The sequence below is a fragment of the Pseudomonas sp. OE 28.3 genome, assembly GCF_014268205.2.
Lineage (GTDB): Bacteria > Pseudomonadota > Gammaproteobacteria > Pseudomonadales > Pseudomonadaceae > Aquipseudomonas > Aquipseudomonas edaphica.
The window spans coordinates 773806-795931 of sequence record NZ_CP077082.1; the positions used below are offsets into that span (position 1 = coordinate 773806).

Below are 22126 nucleotides of genomic sequence, written 5' to 3' on the forward strand. Positions count from 1 at the left end.
GGCGGCATCAGAGTTGACGAATGACCTGGGCAGCGGTCGCCACGTTGTGGGCCAGGTGCAGCGGATTAATGGTCCCGACAATAGCACTGGCGACGCCCGTTTGCGCAAACAACAGCATGAAACTGGCATGAATTGGATCCATTCCTGGCTCAAGGCACACGTGGCCGCTGGCCAGAGCTTTTTTCACCAGGATGCCTTTGCCGTGGGCGGCGGCGTAATCGATCACGGCTTTCTCGGCCTGTTCATTCAGATTGTAGGTGACCATCGCGCAATCACCTTGTTCCAGAGCCTTCACGCCACCTTCGACGGTTTTGCCGGAGAAGCCGAAACCACGGATCTTGCCCTCTTTTTTCAGCTGCGCCAGGGTCTCGTACACCTCGCAATCATTGAGGATATGCAGGTCATTGCCGTCAGAATGCACCAGCACCAGATCGATGAAATCCGTTTCAAGTCGTTTCAAGCTGCGCTCAATGGACATGCGCGTATGCGCGGCACTGAAATCGTGATGGGACACGCCGTCGGCAAACTCTTCGCCGACCTTGCTGACAATCACCCAGTCGTTGCGCTGGCCGCGTAGCAGTGGCCCCAGGCGCTCCTCACTGCGCCCGTAAGCCGGCGCGGTGTCGATCAGGTTGATGCCCAATTGCTGGGCCTGGCGCAATAACATCCGTGCTTCGTCGTCATTGGGAATCTGGAAGCCGTTGGGGTATTTCACCCCTTGATCACGGCCCAGCTTGACGGTGCCCAGGCCCAGCGGCGAGACCAGCAGGCCGGTGCTGCCCAGTGGTCGATGCAGGTCGTGCAGGGTTGGCAGGCTCATGGCAACAGTTGCTCCCAGGCAGGTTGGCCGAGGGTCGGTTTTGGCAGCTCGGGCAGCGCGTCGCTGGCGCTTGGACGAATGCCGTCGCGTTCCAGGGCGTTGAGTACACGATCGGCGAAGTCCGGCGCCAGCGCCAGTTTGGTCGGCCAGCCCACCAGCAAGCGGCCTTGTTCGGCGAGGAAGGCATTGTCGGGGCGGCTCAGGCCCGATTGCAGCGGCTCGGCACGCTCGACACGCAGGGTGGCCCATTGGGTCTGGCTCATGTCGATCCACGGCAGTAACTGCGCCAGCTCTTTTTGCGCAGTGGCGATCTGTTCTTGTGGTGTGCGGGCCACGCCATCCGCCTCGGCGATATCGCCGCCCATGTACCACACCCAGTTGCCGTCGGCAGCCGGGTGAGTGGTGATGGTAAGGCGCGGCTTGGTGCCGCCGCCCAGGCAGTGCGCATACAGCGGCTTCAGGCCCGGGCCTTTGGCGATGATCATATGCAATGGGCGGGTTTGCATGGCGGGCTGGCTGAGGCCCAGGGCCGTCAGTAACTCAGCGGTGCCGCCACCGGCACTCAGCACGATGCGCTGGGCGCGGATCTCGCGGCCATCGACCTTCAGGCCCACCAAGGTATCGCCTTCAAGCAGCGGTTCGATGTGTTGTCCGGCGAGCAAGCCGTCGCCGGCCAATTGCGCCAGGCGTTCGATCAGGCTGGGCACATCGATGACCAGTTCGGCCAGGCGATAGACTTTGCCCTTGAAGCGACGGTCCTGCAGGGCTGGCGGCAATTCGTCGCCCTTGACCTGATCGACGCGGCCACGCACGGCTTTACTGGCAAAGAAGCTGGTGAGGTTGCCGGCGATCGTGCCGGGCGACCACAGGTAATGGGCTTCGGAGAGCAAGCGCACGCCGGTCAGGTCCAGCTCGCCGTTACCCGCCAGGGCTTCGCGCCAGCGGCGCGGCATGTCGGCAATGGCTTCGGACGCGCCGGTGAGCGCGCCATGCAGGGCGTATTTCGCGCCGCCGTGAATGATTCCTTGGGACTTCACGCTTTGCCCGCCGCCCAAGGTGGCGCTTTCCACCACTACCGTGGAAAACCCCTGGCGGCGCAGGCGTGCGTTAAGCCAGAGGCCGGCAACCCCGGCGCCGACAATCAGAACGTCGGTGGAAATAACGGATGGCATCGGCGACCTCAGTGTTCAAGACAAGAGGCGCAGTATACAGGCTGTTACGTGGCGGTCAGTGCCCGGCGGTTTTCGAGAACAGCTGAATCACCACCACACCCAGCACAATCAGGCCCATGCCCAGCATTGCCGGTACATCCAGCTTCTGCCCGTAGATAAACAGCGCGGCGATACTGACCATTACAATGCCCAGTCCGGCCCAGACCGCATAGGCGATACCCACCGGCACCGTGCGCACCACCAGCGTGAGCATCCAGAAGGCCACGCCATACCCCACAATCATCAGCAACAGCGGAATCGGCGTGCTCAAGCCCTTGACGGCTTTCATGGAAACGGTCGCGATCACTTCCGAGCAAATGGCAATGGCCAGGTAAACGTAGGCAACATTCATGGGGGAATCCTCGGTGTGATACGTGCTTGATTAGGTCCGCATTTTAACCCTTCGCGAGATGAGATAAAGTCATTACCTATCCGATTTAAAGATGGGTTGAGACATGAGTGTGCAATGGAACCTGGAACAGATGCGCCTGTTTGTCAGCGTCGCCGAGCAGCGCTCGTTTTCGGCGGTGGCGCGTGGGCAGCGCAAGGCGCAATCGGCGGTGAGTAACGCAATTGCCCTGCTGGAAGCGGACCTTGGGCTTAGCCTGTTCGAGCGCAGCAGCGGCCGTCAGCCCCGCCTGACTGAAGCCGGCAGTGTGTTGCTGGAAGAAGCGCGTGAGGTGCTGCGCCAATGTGAACGGCTCAATGGTCGGGCGTTGTCGCTGACCCGTGGTGAAGAAGCCTGCCTGCGCCTGGCCCAGGACGAAGCCATGTTATTTCAGCCGGTGCTCGACAGCCTTGAAGCGTTGGCCCGGCAATACCCGCTGCTGGAAGTACAACTGTCCAGCGCCGCGCAAGGCGATGTGGCGCGCAAGCTGGTGGAGCGCAAGGCCGACCTGGGTTTGCTGTTCTATCACGACCAGATCCCCGAAGCGCTTGAGCGGCGGGTGGTGGGCAGCGTGGAAATGGTCACGGTGTGCGGCGTGAATCATCCGCTGGCCCAGGACAAATACGTGACTTGCCAGCGCCTGGCGCAGTTCCGGCAACTGCTGATGTCGACCCAGACCAGCGTGTACCCCGGCAGTGAAGCCGCGAGCCCCCTGGTGTGGCGTGCCGACAGCTTCTACGTATTGGCCGAATGGTTGATGAGTGGCCTGGGCTGGGCTTGGCTGCCTCGGCACATCGTGCAGTACCCGGCCTATCAACGGCAGATGGTCGAGCTGGACAGCGAATGGACGCCGCCGGCGCTGGTGGTGGAGCTGGTCTGGCGCCGCGACGAGCACCTGGGCCCGGCCGCACGCTTCCTGACCGAGCGATTTGCCGAGTGCTTGCAGGCGATCGACTGAAAAAGCCGATAAACTCCGCCGCCATGAATAGAACTCTCTACAGCTGTCTGTTTTACCTGGCGCTGCCGTTGGTGGCTTTACGTCTGTGGCTGCGCGCGCGCAAGGCGCCGGCGTATGCAAAACGTATCGGCGAGCGGTTTTCCTATGGCCTGCCGGTGATGCAGCCGGGCGGGATCTGGGTGCATGCGGTGTCGGTGGGCGAAAGTATCGCGGCCGCGCCGATGATTCGCGGGTTGATGGAGCGCCACCCGACGCTGCCGATCACCATCACTTGCATGACGCCCACCGGTTCGGAGCGTATCCAGGCGCTGTTCGCCAATGAACCGCGCATTCAGCACTGCTACTTGCCCTATGACTTGCCTTGCGCCGCCAAGCGCTTTCTTGATCGTGTGCAGCCCAGGCTCGCCGTGATCATGGAAACCGAGCTGTGGCCCAACCACATCCACGCCTGCGCTCAGCGTGGTATTCCGGTAGCGCTGGCCAATGCGCGGCTGTCGGCACGCTCGGCCAAAGGTTATGCACGCTTTGCCAAGCTGACCGCGCCGATGCTGGCCGAGATGAGCCTGTTTGCGGTGCAGACAAAAACCGAAGCCCAGCGTTTTTTGAGCCTGGGCGCACGACCACAAACCGTTGAAGTCACCGGCTCGATCAAGTTCGACCTGACCATCGATCCGCAACTGCCGGTGCGTGCCGCCGCCTTGCGCGAGCAATGGGGCGCCACCGAGCGCCCGGTGTGGATCGCCGCCAGCACCCACGAAGGCGAGGATGAAGTGGTGCTGGCCGCCCATCGCCAACTGCTCGAAAGTTACCCCAACGCGCTGCTGATTCTGGTGCCGCGTCATCAGGAGCGCTTCGGGCCGATGTTCGAGTTGTGCGAGCAACAAGGCTTTGCCACGGTGCGCCGCTCCAGCACTGAACCGGTGACGGCGCAGACCTCCGTGCTGCTCGGTGACACCATGGGCGAGCTGCTATTCCTTTACGCCCTGGCCGACAGCGCCTTCGTCGGCGGTAGCCTGGTGCCTACCGGCGGCCACAACCCGCTGGAACCGGCTGCGCTGGCCAAGCCTGTGATCATGGGGCCACACCTGTTCAACTTCCTCGAAATCAGCGCGATGATGCGTGAGGCCGGGGCGTTGCGTGAGGTGGATGATGCGCAAGGCTTGGCAGAAGCCGTGCGGCAGTTGTTCGAACTGCCGCAGGATGCGCGCAAGATGGCAGAGGCGGGATTGAAGGTGATGCAGGCCAACCAGGGTGCGCTGAAACGCTTACTGGATGGTTTGGACAAACTGCTCAATCACTGAACCAACGCGGACCAAAATGTGGGAGCTGGCTTGCCTGCGATAGCATCAACTGGGCATGTCTGATGTACCGAGTTGCCTGCATCGCAGGCAAGCCAGCTCCCACACAAGCCAGCTCCCACATTGGTTTGTGGTGTGTTTAGTAGCCCGGGCGGGCTTTGAGCTGCTCGGCGGCGGCCTTGGCCAGATCCGGCGGCAGGAAATCCTTGTCCGGGTTGTAGTCAGCCTTGAGGTAACGCGTCAGGTCCTGCAAATCCCCAGGGCTGAGCGTGCCCGCCGCCTGCTTCAAGCGCAGGTTGTCGAGGATGTAGTCGTAGCGGCTGTTGTTGTAGTTGCGCACCGACGAGTACAGCTGGCGTTGTGAATCCAGCACATCGACGATATTGCGCGTACCCACTTGATAGCCGATTTCCGTGGCTTCCACCGCGCTCTGGTTGGAGATGATCGACTGGCGGCGCGCCTGCACCTGTTCCACATCGGTGTTCACCGCGCGGTGCAGATTACGGGTGTTTTCCACCACCTGGCGGCGCAGGCCTTCGCGTTGCTGTTCCGTCTGGTCGAGGCGTGAATAGGATTCGCGCACTTGCGAGCTGGTCAAACCGCCGCTGTAGATCGGGATATTCAGGCGCAGGCCGATGGTGCGCTGAGACACATCACCACCGTACGGCACGGGCAATTGGTTCGGGTTGCTGAAACCCAGCGCGTCGTTGTCGCCTTTTTCGTATTGCGCCACGGCGTCGAGGGTTGGCAGGTGGCCGGCCTTGCGCTGGCGCAGGGTTTCTTCGGCAGCGGTCACGGCGTAGTTGCTGGCCAGCAAGTTCAGGTTTTGGCGGCCGGCGGTTTCGACCCAGGATTTGGCGTCATTCGGCGCCGGTGGCAGCACCGGCAGCGTGTGCACAATGCCCTGGATCGCGTTGTATTGGCGGTTGGTCAGCGTGATCAGCGCCTCAAAGGCGTCGTCCACCTGGCGTTGGGCGACGATGCGGTTGGCGCGGGCGGTGTCGTAGCTGGCCTGGGATTGCAGCACGTCGGTCTTGTCCGACAGGCCTACATCAAAGCGTTCGTTGGACTGGTCGAGCTGGCGCTTGAAGGCGTTTTCTTCGGCCTTGGTCGACGCCAGGTTGTCCTGGGCGCGCAGCACGGCGAAGTAGCTTTCGGCGCTTTGCAGGATCAGGTTCTGTTCAGTCGCCGAGAGTTGCAGCGAAGCTTGTTCGTTGACGGCTTCGGCGGCTTGCAGCTGGAACCAGCGATCAGCGCGGAACAGCGGCTGGCTCAAGGTTGCACGCCAGGAGTGCGCGTCACGGTTGACGGTGGCTGCCGGTTGGTCGATCTGGGTGCGCACGTTATTGCTGTCGGCGCCGGCCGACAGGTTCGGCAGCAAACCGGCGCGAGCCTGGGGCACCACTTCTTTTTGCGCGCCATATTGAGCGCGGGCGGCGGCCAGGTCGGCGTTGTTGTTCACCGCTTCCTGGTAGACGCTGACCAAGTCGGTTTTGGCGGACAAGGGCGCTTCAGCTGCCCAGACCATTCCATTGGTCGCACAAGACACGGCAAGAGCCAGTGAGAGTTTGCGCAGCATGAGGCGATCCCTAGTGTGAATATTACGACTGTAATTAAGCGCCCAAGGCTAAGGCTGGCCATTCCTGGCGTCAAGCATTGTGACGACGCCCGAGTGTAGTGGCGCTGACCCCGCGCAACAATCCCGCAATCACGCCATTCATCACGCTGAATACACCGCTATTGGCAATTTGCCCACACCATGGTCTAGACTGGCCGCGTTCTTGTCGGGGTGCCTTGTTGGAAGGCTGAGATCGGTAAATACCGGATCCCGTTGAACCTGATCAGGTTAACGCCTGCGTAGGGAACAAGATTTCTCGTCACCCGGCGAGTCCTCTTGTGCTTCGTCCGGGATGTTGTTCGACAATCGAACAGCCCTCGTGCCTTGCACAGCACTGGTTTCAGTGCGTCCATCCGTCACAGGTTCGCTCCGACAAAAATCCACCGCCTGGATAAGTTGGAGAGCCCGTGATGAGCACTGAATTAAAAAGCCAAAAATTAAAAAATACCGTGCACCTGAGTGAATCGGCCAAAGTCGACTCCGGCTCCGTGCAGCCGTTTACCCGCTCGCAAAAAATCTACGTGCAAGGCACTCGCCCGGACATTCGTGTGCCTATGCGTGAAATCAGCCTGGACGTGACGCCCACCGATTTCGGCGGTGAAATCAACGCACCGGTGGTGGTGTACGACACCTCCGGCCCGTACACCGACCCCAACGTCATCATTGACGTGCGCAAAGGCCTGGGTGATGTGCGTTCGCCGTGGATCGAAGTGCGTGGCGACACCGAGCGCCTGTCCGGCCTGAGTTCGCACTTTGGCCAACAGCGCCTCAGCGATGCTGAGCTCACCGCACTGCGCTTTGCCCACGTGAAGAACCCGCGCCGCGCCAAGGCAGGTGCCAACGTCACGCAGATGCACTACGCGCGCAAAGGCATCATTACCGCCGAGATGGAATACGTCGCCATCCGCGAAAACATGAAGCTTGAAGAAGCCCGTGCCAGTGGCCTGCTCGACCAGCAGCACGCCGGTCACAGCTTCGGCGCCAGCGTGCCGAAAATCATCACGCCTGAGTTTGTGCGCGAAGAAATCGCCCGTGGCCGCGCGATTATCCCGGCCAACATCAACCACACCGAACTGGAGCCAATGATCATCGGCCGTAACTTCCTGGTGAAGATCAACGGCAATATCGGCAACAGTGCGTTGGGTTCGTCCATTGAAGAAGAAGTGGCGAAATTGACCTGGGGCATTCGCTGGGGTTCGGACACGGTGATGGACCTGTCCACTGGCAAGCACATCCACGAAACCCGCGAGTGGATCATCCGCAACTCGCCGGTGCCGATTGGCACCGTTCCGATCTATCAAGCCTTGGAAAAAGTCGGCGGCGCCGCTGAAGACCTGACGTGGGAGCTGTTCCGCGACACCCTGATCGAACAGGCCGAGCAGGGCGTCGACTACTTCACCATCCACGCAGGCGTGCTGCTGCGCTATGTGCCGCTGACTGCCAAACGCGTGACCGGCATCGTGTCCCGTGGCGGTTCGATCATGGCCAAGTGGTGCCTGGCGCACCACAAAGAGAACTTTACCTACACGCATTTCGACGAAATCTGCGAAATCATGAAGGCCTATGACGTCAGCTTCTCCCTTGGCGACGGCTTGCGCCCAGGCTCGATTGCCGACGCCAACGATGCTGCGCAATTCGGCGAACTGGAAACCCTCGGCGAGCTGACCAAAATCGCCTGGAAGCACGACGTGCAAACCATGATCGAAGGCCCGGGCCACGTGCCGATGCAGTTGATCAAGGAGAACATGGACAAGCAGCTCGAATGCTGCGACGAGGCGCCGTTCTACACCCTCGGCCCGCTGACCACCGACATCGCACCGGGCTACGACCACATCACCTCGGGTATCGGTGCGGCGATGATCGGCTGGTTCGGTTGCGCCATGCTCTGCTATGTCACGCCCAAGGAACACTTGGGTTTGCCGAACAAGGATGACGTGAAGACCGGGATCATCACCTACAAGATCGCCGCGCACGCTGCGGACTTGGCCAAGGGGCATCCGGGCGCGCAGATTCGTGACAACGCCTTGAGCAAGGCGCGCTTCGAGTTCCGCTGGGAAGACCAGTTCAACCTCGGCCTGGACCCTGACACCGCGCGTTCGTATCACGATGAAACCTTGCCGAAGGACTCGGCCAAGGTCGCGCACTTCTGTTCGATGTGCGGGCCGAAATTCTGCTCGATGAAAATTACCCAGGAAGTACGCGAGTACGCCGCCAACCAGCGCATTGAAGCGGTGGACGTGGACGTGGCCAAGGGCTTGGCCGAGCAGGCGGAACGGTTCAAGCAGGAAGGCAGTCAGCTGTACAAGAAGGTCTGACATCCACGATCGTTCCCACGCTCAGCGTGGGAATGCATCCCGTGACGCTCTGCGTCACAAAGGCGGACGCAGAGCGTCCTTAGCGGCATTCCCACGCAGAGCGTGGGAACGATCATGTCCCTCAGAGATAACACCCTTGAGCATTCAACCGAGTACTTACTCTCCTGAAATCGCGGTGCCGGCTGACAAACGCGTGTTCGGCGCCCGCGACCTGTTCTCCCTGTGGTTCTCCCTTGGCATCGGCCTGATGGTCCTGCAAACCGGCGCCTTGCTCGCGCCGGGCCTGGGCTTGTCCGGCTCGTTGCTGGCGATTTTTCTCGGCACGCTGGTCGGTGTGTTGCTGCTGGCCGCCGTCGGTGTGATCGGCAGCGACACCGGCCTGTCCGCCATGGCCGCGCTCAAGCTCAGCCTCGGCGCCAAGGGCGCGAGCCTGCCGGCACTGCTGAACCTTTTACAACTGGTCGGCTGGGGCTCGTTCGAGATCATCGTGATGCGCGACGCCGCCAGCTTGCTGGGCACTCGCGCGTTCAGCGAGGGCAGCCTGCTCGCCAGCCCATTGCTGTGGACCCTGTTTTTCGGTGGCTTGGCGACGTTGCTGGCGGTCAGCGGGCCGCTGACATTCGTGCGCCAGATCCTGCGTAAATGGGGCATCTGGCTGCTGCTCGCCGCCTGCCTGTGGCTGACCTGGAACCTGTTCGCCAAGGCTGACCTCACGGCGTTGTGGGCCAAGTCCGGTGACGGCTCGATGCCGTTTGCGGTGGGCTTTGATATTGCCATCGCCATGCCGCTGTCGTGGTTGCCACTGATCGCCGACTACTCACGCTTCGGCCAGCGCGCCAAAAGCGTGTTCGGCGGTACGGCGTTGGGCTTCTTTATCGGTAACTTCTGGCTGATGAGCCTGGGCGTGGCCTATACCCTGGCATTTGCGCCCAGTGGTGAAGTGAATGCGCTGTTGCTGGCGCTGGCCGGTGCTGGCTTGGGCATTCCGTTGCTGCTGATCCTGTTGGACGAGTCGGAAAACGCCTTTGCCGATATTCACTCGGCGGCAGTGTCCAGCGGGATTCTGTTGCGCTTGAAGGTCGAGCACCTGGCCTTGGCCATCGGTGTGATCTGCACCTTGATCGCCTGCCTGGCGCCGCTGGCGCAGTATCAGAACTTCCTGCTGCTGATCGGCTCGGTGTTTGCGCCGCTGTTTGGCGTGGTGCTGGTGGATCACTTTATCCTGCGCCGGCGTGGCCAGGGCACGGTTGCCAACCTGCATTGGCCGGCGCTGGTGGCCTGGCTGGGTGGCATCGCCACCTATCACGTGCTGGCCAACCTGTATCCGAATATCGGTGCAACCCTGCCGGCACTGGTGCTGGCAGGGCTGTTACAGCTGATCCTTGGGCGTGCGGTCAGTGGCGCGCAGGCATCAGCTCAGGCTTGAGCACGCCGGTGAGGCGCGCGTAGGGGATGGTCATTTCGATCAGCCCCAATGCGTAAGGGGCGATGGTGCTCACGTTGTACTTGAGCACCACACCGGCGCTGGTCAGGGCCACGTTCGGGGTTTTCTGGAACGGCCAGCTCTTCACGAACTCCGGGTCGCGGTCCATCTGCGAATTGATCAGCCAGCTGTTGTGGGCGACTTTCGCGGTGTTCCAGAACGCCTGTTCCTGGCCCGGCAGCAACATGTCGGCCAGGCTCAGTTCTTTGTGCAGCAGGCGTGAATAGTTGATGAAACCGCGGCCGGGCTCGCCGTGGGCGGTGCCGGTATCCAGATAACTGGACACTTCAACGATCACCAGTCCGTCATGCTGCTCACGTACCTTGGCTTGCAAGTACATGCTGTTGCGGTTGGGCGACTCACGCAGGAACTTGTCGCGGTAGGCATTCAGGGTCGGCGGCACGCTGGCGCCGGGCGTGGTGCGGGTCATTTGCAGCAGGCGTTGCTCAACAATGCTGTCCAACTGCGGCTCGCTGGGGAAGTGCACGGTGTCGATGTTCACCAGTGGGCATTCCGGGCTGTTGCAGCCGGGTTTGATTTGTTCGGAAGTGTCCGGCTTGGTGTCCAGGGGCTTGAGGTAGCTGGGCTGGAACAGGCTCTGGCAAGCGCCCAGAGTCAAGGCAATACAGGCCACGGAGGCGATTTTTAAAAGCGACATGTGCGTCCTTCGGAAATCGATGGAAAGCGAAAAAGAGTAGCGCTTCGACTGCGAACAAAGCCGTCAGTTCGCCACTAAGCTGATTAGAGTGAGTGTGACGTCCGCCGTCTATCCCGGCAACCGGAAAGGGGCTGCATCAAGGGCCATGGGCGCGTTAGGATGGCGCGAATTGCACCTGCGTAACGAGGAAGGATATGACGGACATTGCCAAATCGACGCCGAACACCATCGAGATCGTTCAGCGCGACAATGCCTATAAGGGCTTTTACCAGCTTGATCGCGTGCAACTGCGCCACGAGAAGTTCGATGGCGGCATGAGCCGGGTGATCAATCGTGAAGTCTTTGTGCGTCATGACGCGGTGTGCGTGCTGCCCTACGACCCGCAGCGCGATGAAGTGGTGTTGATCGAGCAGTTCCGTATCGGCGCCATGGGCCGTACCGGCAACCCGTGGCTGGTGGAAATGGTCGCGGGGCTGATTGATAAGGACGAACAACCGGAGGAGGTTGCACACCGCGAAGCCGAGGAGGAAGCTGGCCTTACGTTCTCTGCGCTGTGGCCGATCACCAAATATTTCCCGTCGCCCGGTGGCAGTACCGAATTCGTGCACTTGTACCTCGGTCGTTGCGACAGCTCAGGTGCAGGTGGCGTCCATGGACTGGAAGAAGAAGCAGAAGATATCCGCGTCACCCCCTGGGCCTTTGAAGATGCCCTGCAAGCGGTGCGTGACGGCAAAATTTCCAACGCAGCCAGCATTATCGCCCTGCAATGGCTTGCGCTTAATCGCGCGGAAGTGAGGGGGTTATGGCAGTAAAGGCACGGGAACGATACCGGGTTGACCTGATCGGGCTGCAAGCCGCCTGCGAGGCCAATTATGCGCGGCTGATGCGCCTGCTCCCCGACATGCGTCACGCCCCCGAGGCGCGGCGTATTGCCGTGACCCATGGCGACCAGATGCTGGGCGTGCTGACCCTTGAGGTCATCGTCAACTGCCCGTACACCACCACCCTGCGGGTGCGCCAGGAGCACAGCCTGCCCTGGCTGTCGGTGCCGCAGCTGGAGGTTCAGGTGTATCACGATGCGCGCATGGCCGAAGTCATCAGCGCAGAACACGCGCGACGCTTTCGCAGCATCTATCCTTATCCGAATGTGTTCATGCACCAGCCCGATGAGAAAGCACAACTCAATGTGTTCCTCGGCGAATGGTTGAGTCACTGCCTGGCCCTGGGCCATGAATTCGAAGTCGTGCGCTAGATGTGAACTGCGTCTTTCCTCTTTGTGTCCTGCCCCAGCATAATCGCGCTACCTATCCATTCCTGTGATTGCCTTGGGAGAGCGCCTTGCCGAGCGTATCCGCTGTGAACCCTGATGCGTCGGTGCTGCTGGTGCAGTTGTCCGACAGCCACCTGTTTGCCGAGGCCGACGGTTCGCTGCTGGGCATGAACACCCGCGACAGCCTGCAGCGGGTGATTGGTTTGGTGCGCGAGCAACAGCCGCAGATCGATTTGGTGCTGGCCACGGGAGACTTGTCCCAGGACGGCACGCTTGAGTCTTACCAGCTATTTCGCGACCTGACTCGGCAGATCGACGCGCCGGCGCGCTGGATTCCTGGCAACCACGACGAGCCGCAGATCATGGCCCACGCGGCGGTGCACAGCGATTTGCTCGAGCCGGTGGTCGATATCGGCAATTGGCGCGTCACCCTGCTGGATTCGGCGGTTCCGGGCTCGGTCCCCGGTTATTTGCAGGATTCGCAATTGCAATTGCTCGCCCAAGCCCTGAGTGAGGCGCCAAACCGTCATCATCTGGTGTGTTTTCACCATCATCCGGTGTCCATCGGTTGTGCGTGGATGGAGCCCATCGGCCTGCGCAACCCTGAAGCCCTGTTTGCCGTACTCGACCGTTTCCCACAGGTGAAGGCGGTGCTGTGGGGCCATGTGCACCAGGAAATCGACCGCGAGCGCAACGACCTGCGCCTGCTGGCGTCGCCGTCCACCTGTATCCAGTTCGCGCCGGGCAGCGAGGACTTCAAGGTCAGCGAGCAGGCGCCGGGGTATCGCTGGCTGCGATTGCATGCCGACGGACGGTTGGAGACGGGCGTGGAGCGGGTAAAAGGATTCGAATTTACCGTCGATTACGGCAGCAACGGCTACTAATACGTTGCAAACACTTATCAACATGTGGGAGCTGGCTTGCCTGCGATAGCGGTGTGCCAGTTAATCAATAGCTAACTGATCCGCCGCCATCGCAGGCAAGCCAGCTCCCACATTCGATCCGCTTCTGCCTGTATTCCCTGTAAACTGCGCCTCTTTGGCTGATGCACGGAGAGCCCGGCATGTCCGCGTCGATTCTATATATCCACGGTTTCAACAGCGCGCCTGCGTCCAACAAGGCCACCCAGTTGAGCACCGTGATGGACAGCCTCGGTTTGAGCGACCAATTGCGTGTGCCGGCCCTGCATCACCACCCGCGTCAGGCGATTCCTCAATTGGAAGAGGCCATTGCGGAACTGGGGCGGCCGCTGCTGGTGGGAAGCTCACTCGGCGGCTACTATGCAACCCATCTTGCCGAACGCCATGGCCTCAAGGCGCTGCTGGTGAACCCGGCGGTCAGCCCGCATCGGATGTTTGACGGTTACCTGGGCACCCAGAAGAACCTCTACACCGATGAAACCTGGGAGCTGACCCACGACCACGTCACGGCCCTGGCCGAACTGGAAGTGCCGGCGCCCCAGGATGCCGCGCGTTATCAAGTGTGGTTGCAGACCGGGGATGAAACCCTGGATTATCGCCTCGCCCAGCAGTATTACCGGGCCTGTGCCTTGCGCATCCAGGCCGGTGGCGACCATGGTTACCAGGGGTTCGCCCAGCAATTGCCGGCCATGTTGAGTTTTGCCGGCATTGGCGCAGATCAGTATCAATCCTTCGACTTTGCAGCACTGTAAAGTCCAGGGGCACTTTTTAATCGAACGACTCACGACGAGACCCCATGGCCACTCCCAGCGCTAGCTCTTATAACGCCGACGCCATCGAAGTCCTCTCGGGCCTCGACCCGGTGCGCAAACGCCCCGGCATGTACACCGACACCAGTCGGCCGAACCACCTTGCCCAGGAAGTCATCGACAACAGCGTCGACGAAGCCTTGGCCGGGCATGCCAAGTCGGTACAAGTCATCCTCCACGCCGACCATTCCCTGGAAGTGTCCGACGATGGTCGCGGCATGCCGGTGGACATTCACCCGGAAGAGGGTGTGTCGGGCGTCGAGCTGATCCTTACCAAGCTCCATGCGGGCGGCAAGTTTTCCAACAAGAACTACCAGTTCTCCGGTGGCTTGCACGGTGTGGGTATTTCCGTGGTCAACGCCCTGTCGACCCTGGTGCGGGTCAAGGTCAAGCGCGACGGCAACGAGTATCAGATGACCTTTGCCGATGGCTACAAAGCCACCGACCTGGAGGTCGTCGGTACCGTTGGCAAGCGCAACACCGGCACCAGCGTGTACTTCGCGCCGGACCCGAAATACTTCGATTCGCCAAAATTCTCCATCAGCCGCCTCAAGCATGTACTCAAGGCCAAGGCGGTATTGTGCCCGGGCCTGCTGGTCAGCTTTGAAGACAAAGGCACCGGCGAAAAGGTCGAATGGCACTACGAAGATGGCCTGCGCTCCTACCTGGAAGACTCGGTCAGCGACTTTGAACGCCTGCCTAACGAGCCGTTCTGCGGCAGCCTGGCGGGGAATAAGGAAGCCGTCGACTGGGCGCTGCTGTGGTTGCCCGAAGGTGGCGACAGCGTGCAGGAAAGCTACGTCAACCTGATCCCCACCGCCCAGGGCGGCACCCACGTCAACGGTTTGCGCCAGGGTTTGCTGGACGCCATGCGCGAGTTCTGCGAATACCGCAGCCTGTTGCCGCGCGGTGTGAAGCTGGCGCCGGAAGACGTGTGGGAGCGTATCGCGTTCGTGCTGTCGATGAAGATGCAGGAGCCGCAGTTCTCCGGCCAGACCAAAGAGCGTTTGTCGTCCCGCGAGGCGGCGGCGTTTGTCTCCGGTGTGGTCAAGGACGCGTTCAGCCTATGGCTCAACGAGCACCCGGAACTGGGCCTGGCCCTGGCGGAGCTGGCGATCAACAACGCCGGTCGTCGCCTGAAGGCCAGCAAGAAAGTCGAGCGCAAGCGCATCACCCAAGGCCCGGCACTCCCAGGCAAATTGGCCGATTGCGCCGGGCAAGACCCGATGCGCTCCGAGCTGTTCCTGGTCGAAGGTGACTCCGCCGGCGGTTCCGCCAAGCAAGCGCGAGACAAGGAATTCCAGGCGATCCTGCCGTTGCGCGGCAAGATCCTCAACACCTGGGAAGTCGACGGCAGCGAAGTCCTGGCCAGCCAGGAAGTGCACAACATCGCCGTTGCGATTGGTGTAGACCCGGGCGCGGCGGACATGAGCCAGCTGCGCTACGGCAAGATCTGCATCCTTGCCGACGCCGACTCCGACGGTTTGCACATCGCCACCTTGCTGTGTGCGCTGTTTGTGCAGCACTTCCGCCCGTTGGTGGATGCCGGCCACGTCTACGTCGCCATGCCGCCGTTGTACCGTATCGACCTGGGCAAAGAGATTTTCTACGCCCTGGACGAAGCTGAGCGCGATGGCATCCTCGACCGCCTGGTGGCCGAGAAGAAACGCGGCAAGCCACAGGTCACGCGATTTAAAGGCCTGGGTGAGATGAACCCGCCGCAGCTGCGCGAAACCACCATGGACCCGAACACTCGCCGCCTGGTGCAGTTGACCCTGGAAGACTTCGCCGGCACGTCGGAAATGATGGACATGCTGCTGGCGAAGAAGCGTGCGCCGGACCGCAAAGCCTGGCTGGAGTCCAAGGGTAACCTGGCCGAGGTACTGGGCTGATGCGCACAGGCTTCGCCCTGGCGATCCTGATGTTGAGCGGGTTGGCGGCCACCCAAGCGGTGGCCGCGCCCGTGGCTGAGCTTAAATTAGTCTCCGAACACCCGGTGGACGGCATGCGCGGTGGCAACCTGTCGGGCCTGGCGCTGTGTGGCCAGGACCTGTGGACGGTTTCCGACCGCGATGACGACCAGATTTACCGCCTCGATATCAGCGCGCCGACCTGGAAGGCCGAAACCGTGAAGATCGAGGTGCCACCGGTGCCCGAGTCCGGCCTGCCTTGGGGTTTGCGTTCGCGCACCAAGGCTGCGTCGTTCATTCGTGGCGGCGACCTGGATTTTGAAGGCATCACCTGTGACGCCGCCGGCAACCGCTACATTGTCAGTGAAGCCCATGCGGCGGTGCTGCAAGTGCCGGTGAACGGTGCGCCGCAATGGTTGAAGATTGCTCCGGGCATGGTCCGCGAAGCGCGGGCCAGTGGGATGTTGCTGCACTTCAATGCCTTGTTCGAAGGTTTGGCGATCAACCCCGAAGGCAATCAGATCTGGCTGGCCGCCGAGCGAGAGCGACGAGGGTTGATCTCGATCAAGCGTGGCCAGAGCGTGTGGGATTGCGATGGGCCCTGTGTGTTGCTGAGCGAGGCCGGCCAGGAAGTGCAACCGGCACAGTTCACCAACGCCAAGGCGGTGTCCAAGGACTTTGCCGACCTGGCGCTGTTCAACGGCAAGCTGTTTACCCTGGAGCGCAATGCGTTCCAGATTTGCCGGCGCGATGCGGTCACGGCCAAAGTCGAGCTGTGCTGGTCGTTTGCCGACGAAACCCTGACACCGAACCGGCGTTATGCCCAGCCTTATGGCTTGGCCGAAGCCCTGGTGGTGGATGCCGAAGGTGTGTGGTTGGGTATCGACAATAATTTTGGCCCGCGTGCCGACGGTGAAAAACGCCCGGTGGTCTATCGTTTTGCCGCGCCGGCCGGTGGCTGGGGCGCCCAACCATGACGGCAGCGCCGCCCGGCAAACGTGCCGGACGTGTACTGATGTTCGTGGCATGGGGCGCCGGGCTGTTTTTGGCCACGCGTTTTTTTGGGCAGTGGGAAGCGCGTCAGGAAAACCCCAATGCGGTGGTGACCTCAGAGCAGCATGAGGGTTACATCGAAGTAAAATTGCTGGGCAACGGCCAAGGGCATTTTGTCGCCAGCGGCCAGATCAACGGATCGCCGGTGGAGTTTATGCTCGACACCGGCGCGACCGATGTGGCGGTGCCGGCCGAATTGGCCGACCGCCTCGGGCTCAAGCGCGGCCTGCCCGTGACCTTGAGCACCGCCAATGGGCGTAGCCAGGGCTACCGCACCAGCCTTGATCGCCTGAAGCTGGGCGATATTGTCCTGCAGGACGTCCGCGCGCTGGTAGCGCCGGGCTTGGGCGGTGAGCAGGTACTGTTGGGCATGAGTGCATTGAAACAACTTGAATTTACCCAGCGCAGCGGCACCATGCTGCTGCGCCAGACCAAACAATGATGAGGCCCGCATGAGTGACATCCTCGCAGACAGCTTAGATGGCGTAGAACGCCGATCGCTGGCTGACTTCACCGAAAATGCCTACCTCAACTACTCCATGTACGTGATCATGGACCGTGCCTTGCCGCATATCGGCGACGGCCTTAAGCCCGTACAGCGGCGCATTATCTACGCCATGAGTGAGTTGGGCCTGGACGCAGATTCCAAGCACAAGAAATCGGCGCGTACCGTCGGTGACGTGCTCGGTAAGTTCCACCCCCACGGCGACTCGGCCTGCTACGAAGCCATGGTGCTGATGGCCCAGCCGTTCAGCTACCGCTACACCTTGGTGGACGGCCAGGGTAACTGGGGTGCGCCGGATGATCCCAAGTCCTTCGCCGCCATGCGGTACACCGAGGCGCGTCTGTCGCGTTACTCGGAAGTGCTGCTGAGCGAGTTGGGCCAGGGCACCGCGAACTGGGGGCCTAACTTCGACGGCACCCTGGACGAACCGCTGGTGTTGCCGGCGCGTTTGCCGAATATCCTGCTCAATGGCACCACCGGCATCGCGGTCGGCATGGCCACTGATGTGCCGCCGCACAACCTGCGCGAAGTCGCGACTGCCTGCGTGCGTTTGCTTGATGAGCCAAAAGCTACGGTCGAGCAGCTCTGCGAGCATATTCAAGGCCCGGATTACCCGACCGAAGCGGAAATCATCACGCCGCGTGCCGACCTGCTGAAGATGTACGAGACCGGCAAGGGCTCGGTGCGCATGCGCGCGGTTTACCACATTGAAGACGGCGACATTATTGTCACCGCACTGCCGCACCAGGTGTCCGGTGCCAAGGTGCTGGAGCAGATTGCCGCGCTGATGCAGGCCAAACCGTCGAAATTGCCGCAAGTGGCTGACTTGCGTGACGAGTCCGACCACGAAAACCCCTGCCGCATCGTGATCATCCCGACCAACAGCCGGGTCGACCACGAAGTGCTGATGCAGCATCTGTTCGCCAGCACCGACCTTGAGTCCAGCTACCGGGTCAACGTCAACATCATCGGCCTGGACGGCAAGCCACAGCTGAAAAACCTGCGCAACCTGCTGGTGGAATGGCTGGAGTTCCGCGTACAGACCGTGCGCCGCCGCCTGCAATTTCGTCTCGACAAGGTTGAGCGCCGCCTGCACCTGTTGGATGGTTTGCTGATCGCTTACCTCAACCTGGATGAAGTGATCCACATCATCCGCACCGCCGAGCACCCGAAAGCCGAGCTGATCGCGCGTTTCGAACTGAGCGAGATCCAGGCCGACTACATCCTCGACACCCGCTTGCGTCAGTTGGCGCGGCTCGAAGAGATGAAGTTGCGCGACGAGCAAGACGCGCTGCTCAAGGAGCAAGCCAAGCTGCAAGCCCTGTTGGGTAGCGAAACCAAGCTCAAGAAGCTGGTGCGCAGCGAACTGATCAAAGACGCCGAAACCTATGGCGATGATCGCCGCTCGCCAATCGTCGAGCGCGCAGAAGCGAAGGCCCTGACAGAAACCGAACTGTTGCCTAACGAGAAAATTACCGTCGTTCTGTCGGAAAAGGGTTGGGTTCGTTCCGCCAAAGGGCATGATATTGACGCCACCGGCCTCTCGTACAAGGCTGGCGATGGTTTCAAGACCGCTGCGGCCGGGCGTTCCAACCAGTTTGCGGTGTTTATCGACTCCACCGGGCGCAGCTATTCGGTGCCCGCGCACACCTTGCCATCGGCACGTGGGCAGGGCGAGCCGCTGACCGGGCGCCTGACGCCGCCACCGGGGGCGAATTTCGAGTGCGTGCTGCTGCCGGACGACGATTCACTGTATGTGATCGCCTCCGACGCGGGTTACGGTTTTGTGGTCAAGGGTGAAGACCTGCAGGCCAAGAACAAGGCGGGCAAAGCGTTGTTGAGCTTGCCGAACAACGCCAAGGTGATCCTGCCGCGTACCGTGGAAGACCGCGAGAGCAATTGGCTGGCATCGGTGACCACCGAAGGGCGTTTGCTGGTGTTCAAGATCAGCGATTTGCCGCAGTTGGGTAAAGGCAAGGGCAACAAGATTATCGGGATTCCCGGGGAGCGCGTGGCCAGTCGCGAAGAGTACGTGACCGACATCGCCGTGATCCCGGAAGGCTCTACCCTGGTGCTCCAGGCTGGCAAGCGCACGCTGTCACTGCGCCCCGACGACCTTGAACACTACAAGGGTGAGCGTGGCCGACGGGGTAATAAACTGCCGCGTGGCTTCCAGCGCGTGGATGCTTTGCTGGTGGAAACGCCTGTTTAAGGCGGATTAGAGGGCTCGATCTACGATTTAACGCGTAGATCGGCGCTTTCGCGCTGGAGTCAGGGCGCATATTCACGGATGATATGGCCTTTCCAGCGCCGGCGTGGCCGAGCGTGTTTAGGTTATTTTTAGTATTACATTGTGGTTCGCCTTGTGGCAGCCACCTGGATGGGATGATGACTGCTCCACGCCTTCCTTTATTTTTGATGCTCGCTGGCCTTTTGGGGCTGGCGGGTTGCAGCACACACCAACCGGTGTCGCTGTACCAGCTGGACAGCGGAAGTCCGGCTCAGCCTGCGCAAACCGCAGGCATGGCCGTTTTGCTTGGCCCGGTCGTTGTTGCTGATTACCTGCAACGCGAAACCCTGCTTCAACGTCAGAACGACGGCAGCCTGCAAGGTTCCACCGATGGTCGTTGGGCGGGTAGTTTGTCGTCCGATATCAACCAGCTGATGTTGCGTCAGGTGGCTGGCCATCTCGACAGTCAGCGTGTGGTGCTTGCGCCTGGGCCGGCGGGTTTTACCCCGGACGTGCAGGTATTGCTAACCATCACGCGGCTTGACTCGGGTGCTTCGCAGCCGGCGATTCTTGACGCCCAATGGCGCTTGATCGACCGCCGTGGCCAGGTGCGCGATAACCGCATCGTGCACCTGCAGGAAGAACATACCGGCACCACCGCGTCCCAGGTCCAGGCCCAGGGCGTGTTGTTGCAGCATCTGGCGCAACAGTTGTCGGTGGCGCTCAAGCCATTGGCCAACCAGCCGCCAGTGGCCGAGGCGCCGCGCAAGCAAGCGCCGTCCCAGGCCAAACCGTCAGCTCCGCAGAAGCCTAAGATGCCGATGGCCACGCCGATTCGCACGGATATGGAAGTGTTCAGGTTCTGATCTGAATCGCGCCCAAACAAAAGGCCCGCTTACTCAGCGGGCCTTTTTGTTGTTGATCGTTCCCACGCTCCGCGTGGGAATGCCTCTTGGGACGCTCCGCGTCCCGTTGCGCAGCAGTGACGCAGAGCGTCACGGAATGCATTCCCACGCGGAGCGTGGGAACGATCAGCCATCAGGGCTTTGTACGGGTCTCATGCATGCGCGCCAGCTGGCGTTCCAGCATCGACGGGTACGGCTCCATCAGCCGCTCCACACAGCTTGCGCCTTCAGGGCTGGCAATCGGGCGGATACGTGCGCGCTGGCGGATCAGCGCATCTTCACTGATCTTGCGCTCCACCAGCAGCAGGTTGCGGCTGTGTTGGGACAAGGCCAGCGCATCCTGGGCGATCTCGGTAAGCAGCAGGTCGATCTGGCTCATGCCGAACAGATCGTCTCCGACGGTCAGGCCAAGTTGCAGCTGCAAGGTAATGCCGCTGTCGGCCACTTCAATCTGCAAGGCATGGCCGAGGGCGCGCAGCAGCTCGCCGCAGCAGATGGCATTGGTCAGGTAGTCTTCGCCGCTGTCTTCGCTGTGGAACAGCATCAACGTGCTGCCGTCGTTCAGGGTGTGCAGCTCGCTCTGATAGAGCGACGCAGCCTGGTCGAGGCAGTCGCGGTAGCGCTCCAGCAATTCGGTGAGGCGCGCACGGGGCAGGCGACGCAGTTGGTCCTGGGCACCCAGTTGCACAGCCAGTACGGCGCTGTGCTGCGGCTCGGTATTTTTTACCGGCGCAGGTTGCGAGGCCACAACGGGTGCGGCGGCCGAGGTGTCGCGCAGGTCGGCGAACGGGTCTTCATCGTCCAGTTCGTCCTCTTCGGCCTTGATCACCTGGCGTGGCGCAGGCTTGAGGGCGGCCACCGGCGCGCTTTCGTCAAAGCCTGGGTCACGCAGGTTGTGCACTTCAAACTCGGGCTCGTCGTCGTAGTCGGTGTCGTCGTACTCAGGCTCGGGTTCAACCTCAGGCACCACCGGCTCGGGAGCGAAGCTGGCGTGAAGCTGGCGGGCGAGGTCGCCGATTTCGTCCTGGCGGTCGGTGGCCGGGGTGTGTTCGTCGATATCGCGCAGCCAGATGCGCAGTTGCATCAGCGGCGTGGAGATATGCCGACCCAGGCGCAAGCTCAGGGCCAGGGCCAGTGCCAGCAGGATCGCGCTGAGGATGCCCATGCTTTGCAGGCTGATGGTCATCGGCTGCTGGAATTGCTGCATGTCGAGGCTGATGCGCAGTTGCCCGGCCTTCACATCCTGAAACGTAATATTGCTCGAATACAGACCTTCGGCTTCACCCAGCAGGCCGTTTTTCGGGCGCTGCCCGGCTTCGGCCATGATCCGGTTGTCCACGCTGTAGATGGCGGCGTGGGCCACCAGCGGGTTCTTGGTCAGGTTATTGAGCAGCACGTTGAGGCTGAGGATGTCGTTGGACACCAGCAACTCAGTCGCCGAAGTGGCGGTCTGGGTCGTCAGGCTCTCGCCCAGGGCGTCGGCTTGCTCGTGCATGGCCTGCTTGAACTGCAAACCCATCACGCAGGCGTAGATCACCAAGGCCAGAGCGACCAGGATCACGTTATGGCTGGCGATGCGTAATGCGATCGGTACACGGCGGTGGCGCAGTGCCCGGAAGATCAGCAGGAAGAAGTTATCGGTTTTTACTGGCGTGGGCCGGTTCACTTGCGCTCGGCTCTTGGTCCGTGAAGTTGACGCGCAGTATAGCGACAGGCCTAGAACCGGCAAAGCGCTCGCTGTGCCCGATGGTCACTGAAAGTGGGTAGAATGCGGT

General features: G+C 61.4%; 19 protein-coding genes and 1 riboswitch. Of the genes, 13 read left to right on the forward strand and 6 right to left on the reverse strand.

Going from position 1 to position 22126, the window contains the following annotated elements; translation table 11 throughout:
- Positions 1 to 7: 7 nt before the first annotated feature.
- From HU759_RS03335 to HU759_RS03345, 3 genes are read right to left on the reverse strand one after another with little or no spacing between them, the layout of a single operon-like run.
- Positions 8 to 820, reverse strand: a complete 813-nt coding sequence (locus HU759_RS03335; RefSeq protein WP_138450526.1) for an aldo/keto reductase — start codon at positions 818 to 820, stop codon at positions 8 to 10.
- Positions 817 to 1992: an FAD-dependent oxidoreductase gene (locus HU759_RS03340; protein ID WP_138450524.1), complete on the reverse strand. Its 1176-nt coding sequence runs from the start codon at positions 1990 to 1992 to the stop codon at positions 817 to 819. Before HU759_RS03340 ends, HU759_RS03335 begins: the two co-directional genes overlap by 4 nt.
- 55 nt (positions 1993 to 2047) lie before the next feature.
- Positions 2048 to 2383, reverse strand: a complete 336-nt coding sequence (locus HU759_RS03345; RefSeq protein ID WP_017138493.1) for a multidrug efflux SMR transporter — start codon at positions 2381 to 2383, stop codon at positions 2048 to 2050.
- Between the two features lie 103 nt (positions 2384 to 2486).
- Between HU759_RS03345 and HU759_RS03350 the strand changes: the two genes are divergently transcribed.
- Both HU759_RS03350 and waaA read left to right on the forward strand, forming a co-directional pair.
- On the forward strand, positions 2487 to 3377 hold the full coding sequence (locus HU759_RS03350) for a LysR family transcriptional regulator (RefSeq protein ID WP_186617923.1): 891 nt from the start codon (positions 2487 to 2489) through the stop codon (positions 3375 to 3377).
- Between the two features lie 23 nt (positions 3378 to 3400).
- A complete protein-coding gene (gene waaA / locus HU759_RS03355; RefSeq protein ID WP_186617921.1) occupies positions 3401 to 4678 on the forward strand; it encodes a lipid IV(A) 3-deoxy-D-manno-octulosonic acid transferase in 1278 nt (425 codons plus the stop codon).
- A gap of 136 nt (positions 4679 to 4814) precedes the next feature.
- Here the strand turns inward: waaA and HU759_RS03360 are convergent, their stop codons facing one another.
- Positions 4815 to 6254, reverse strand: coding sequence for a TolC family outer membrane protein (locus HU759_RS03360; RefSeq protein ID WP_026013800.1), 1440 nt, complete (start codon positions 6252 to 6254; stop codon positions 4815 to 4817).
- 196 nt (positions 6255 to 6450) lie between these two features.
- Positions 6451 to 6556: riboswitch (TPP riboswitch) on the forward strand.
- A 147-nt stretch (positions 6557 to 6703) separates the two neighbouring features.
- Here HU759_RS03360 and thiC point away from each other — a divergent pair.
- On the forward strand, positions 6704 to 8608 hold the full coding sequence (gene thiC / locus HU759_RS03365) for a phosphomethylpyrimidine synthase ThiC (protein ID WP_138453474.1): 1905 nt from the start codon (positions 6704 to 6706) through the stop codon (positions 8606 to 8608).
- A gap of 136 nt (positions 8609 to 8744) precedes the next feature.
- A complete protein-coding gene (gene cytX, locus HU759_RS03370) occupies positions 8745 to 10034 on the forward strand; it encodes a putative hydroxymethylpyrimidine transporter CytX (protein WP_186617919.1) in 1290 nt (429 codons plus the stop codon).
- On the opposite strand, the gene HU759_RS03375 is transcribed toward cytX, so the two are convergent.
- The gene (locus HU759_RS03375; protein WP_186617917.1) at positions 10003 to 10749 is read right to left on the reverse strand and encodes an RsiV family protein; all 747 of its coding nucleotides are present in this window, start codon (positions 10747 to 10749) and stop codon (positions 10003 to 10005) included. The genes cytX and HU759_RS03375 overlap by 32 nt on opposite strands.
- 194 nt (positions 10750 to 10943) lie before the next feature.
- On the opposite strand from HU759_RS03375, the gene HU759_RS03380 reads away from it, so the two are divergent.
- The 9 genes from HU759_RS03380 (at position 10944) to HU759_RS03420 (ending at position 20312) form a co-directional block, all read left to right on the forward strand.
- Positions 10944 to 11561: an NUDIX domain-containing protein gene (locus HU759_RS03380; protein ID WP_017138486.1), complete on the forward strand. Its 618-nt coding sequence runs from the start codon at positions 10944 to 10946 to the stop codon at positions 11559 to 11561.
- Entirely contained in the window at positions 11552 to 12001 is a 450-nt protein-coding gene (locus HU759_RS03385) for a DUF1249 domain-containing protein (RefSeq protein WP_186617915.1), read from the forward strand. Before HU759_RS03380 ends, HU759_RS03385 begins: the two co-directional genes overlap by 10 nt.
- 86 nt (positions 12002 to 12087) lie before the next feature.
- Entirely contained in the window at positions 12088 to 12903 is an 816-nt protein-coding gene (gene cpdA / locus HU759_RS03390) for a 3',5'-cyclic-AMP phosphodiesterase (RefSeq protein ID WP_186617913.1), read from the forward strand.
- A 179-nt stretch (positions 12904 to 13082) separates the two neighbouring features.
- Positions 13083 to 13691 (forward strand): YqiA/YcfP family alpha/beta fold hydrolase, encoded by a 609-nt coding sequence (locus tag HU759_RS03395; RefSeq protein ID WP_099548086.1) that lies wholly within the window; start codon positions 13083 to 13085, stop codon positions 13689 to 13691.
- A 44-nt stretch (positions 13692 to 13735) separates the two neighbouring features.
- Complete coding sequence (parE, locus tag HU759_RS03400) at positions 13736 to 15640, forward strand: DNA topoisomerase IV subunit B (RefSeq protein WP_099548087.1); 1905 nt, start codon at positions 13736 to 13738, stop codon at positions 15638 to 15640.
- The gene (locus HU759_RS03405) at positions 15640 to 16635 is read left to right on the forward strand and encodes an esterase-like activity of phytase family protein (protein WP_170039105.1); all 996 of its coding nucleotides are present in this window, start codon (positions 15640 to 15642) and stop codon (positions 16633 to 16635) included. Before parE ends, HU759_RS03405 begins: the two co-directional genes overlap by 1 nt.
- On the forward strand, positions 16632 to 17153 hold the full coding sequence (locus HU759_RS03410) for a TIGR02281 family clan AA aspartic protease (protein ID WP_017138480.1): 522 nt from the start codon (positions 16632 to 16634) through the stop codon (positions 17151 to 17153). Before HU759_RS03405 ends, HU759_RS03410 begins: the two co-directional genes overlap by 4 nt.
- 10 nt (positions 17154 to 17163) lie before the next feature.
- The gene (gene parC / locus HU759_RS03415; protein WP_017138479.1) at positions 17164 to 19428 is read left to right on the forward strand and encodes a DNA topoisomerase IV subunit A; all 2265 of its coding nucleotides are present in this window, start codon (positions 17164 to 17166) and stop codon (positions 19426 to 19428) included.
- 176 nt (positions 19429 to 19604) lie between these two features.
- Positions 19605 to 20312: a PqiC family protein gene (locus tag HU759_RS03420; protein ID WP_170039107.1), complete on the forward strand. Its 708-nt coding sequence runs from the start codon at positions 19605 to 19607 to the stop codon at positions 20310 to 20312.
- Positions 20313 to 20484: 172 nt separating this feature from the next.
- Here HU759_RS03420 and HU759_RS03425 read toward each other — a convergent pair whose 3' ends face one another.
- Complete coding sequence (locus HU759_RS03425; RefSeq protein WP_186617912.1) at positions 20485 to 22017, reverse strand: AhpA/YtjB family protein; 1533 nt, start codon at positions 22015 to 22017, stop codon at positions 20485 to 20487.
- Positions 22018 to 22126: the final 109 nt, after the last annotated feature.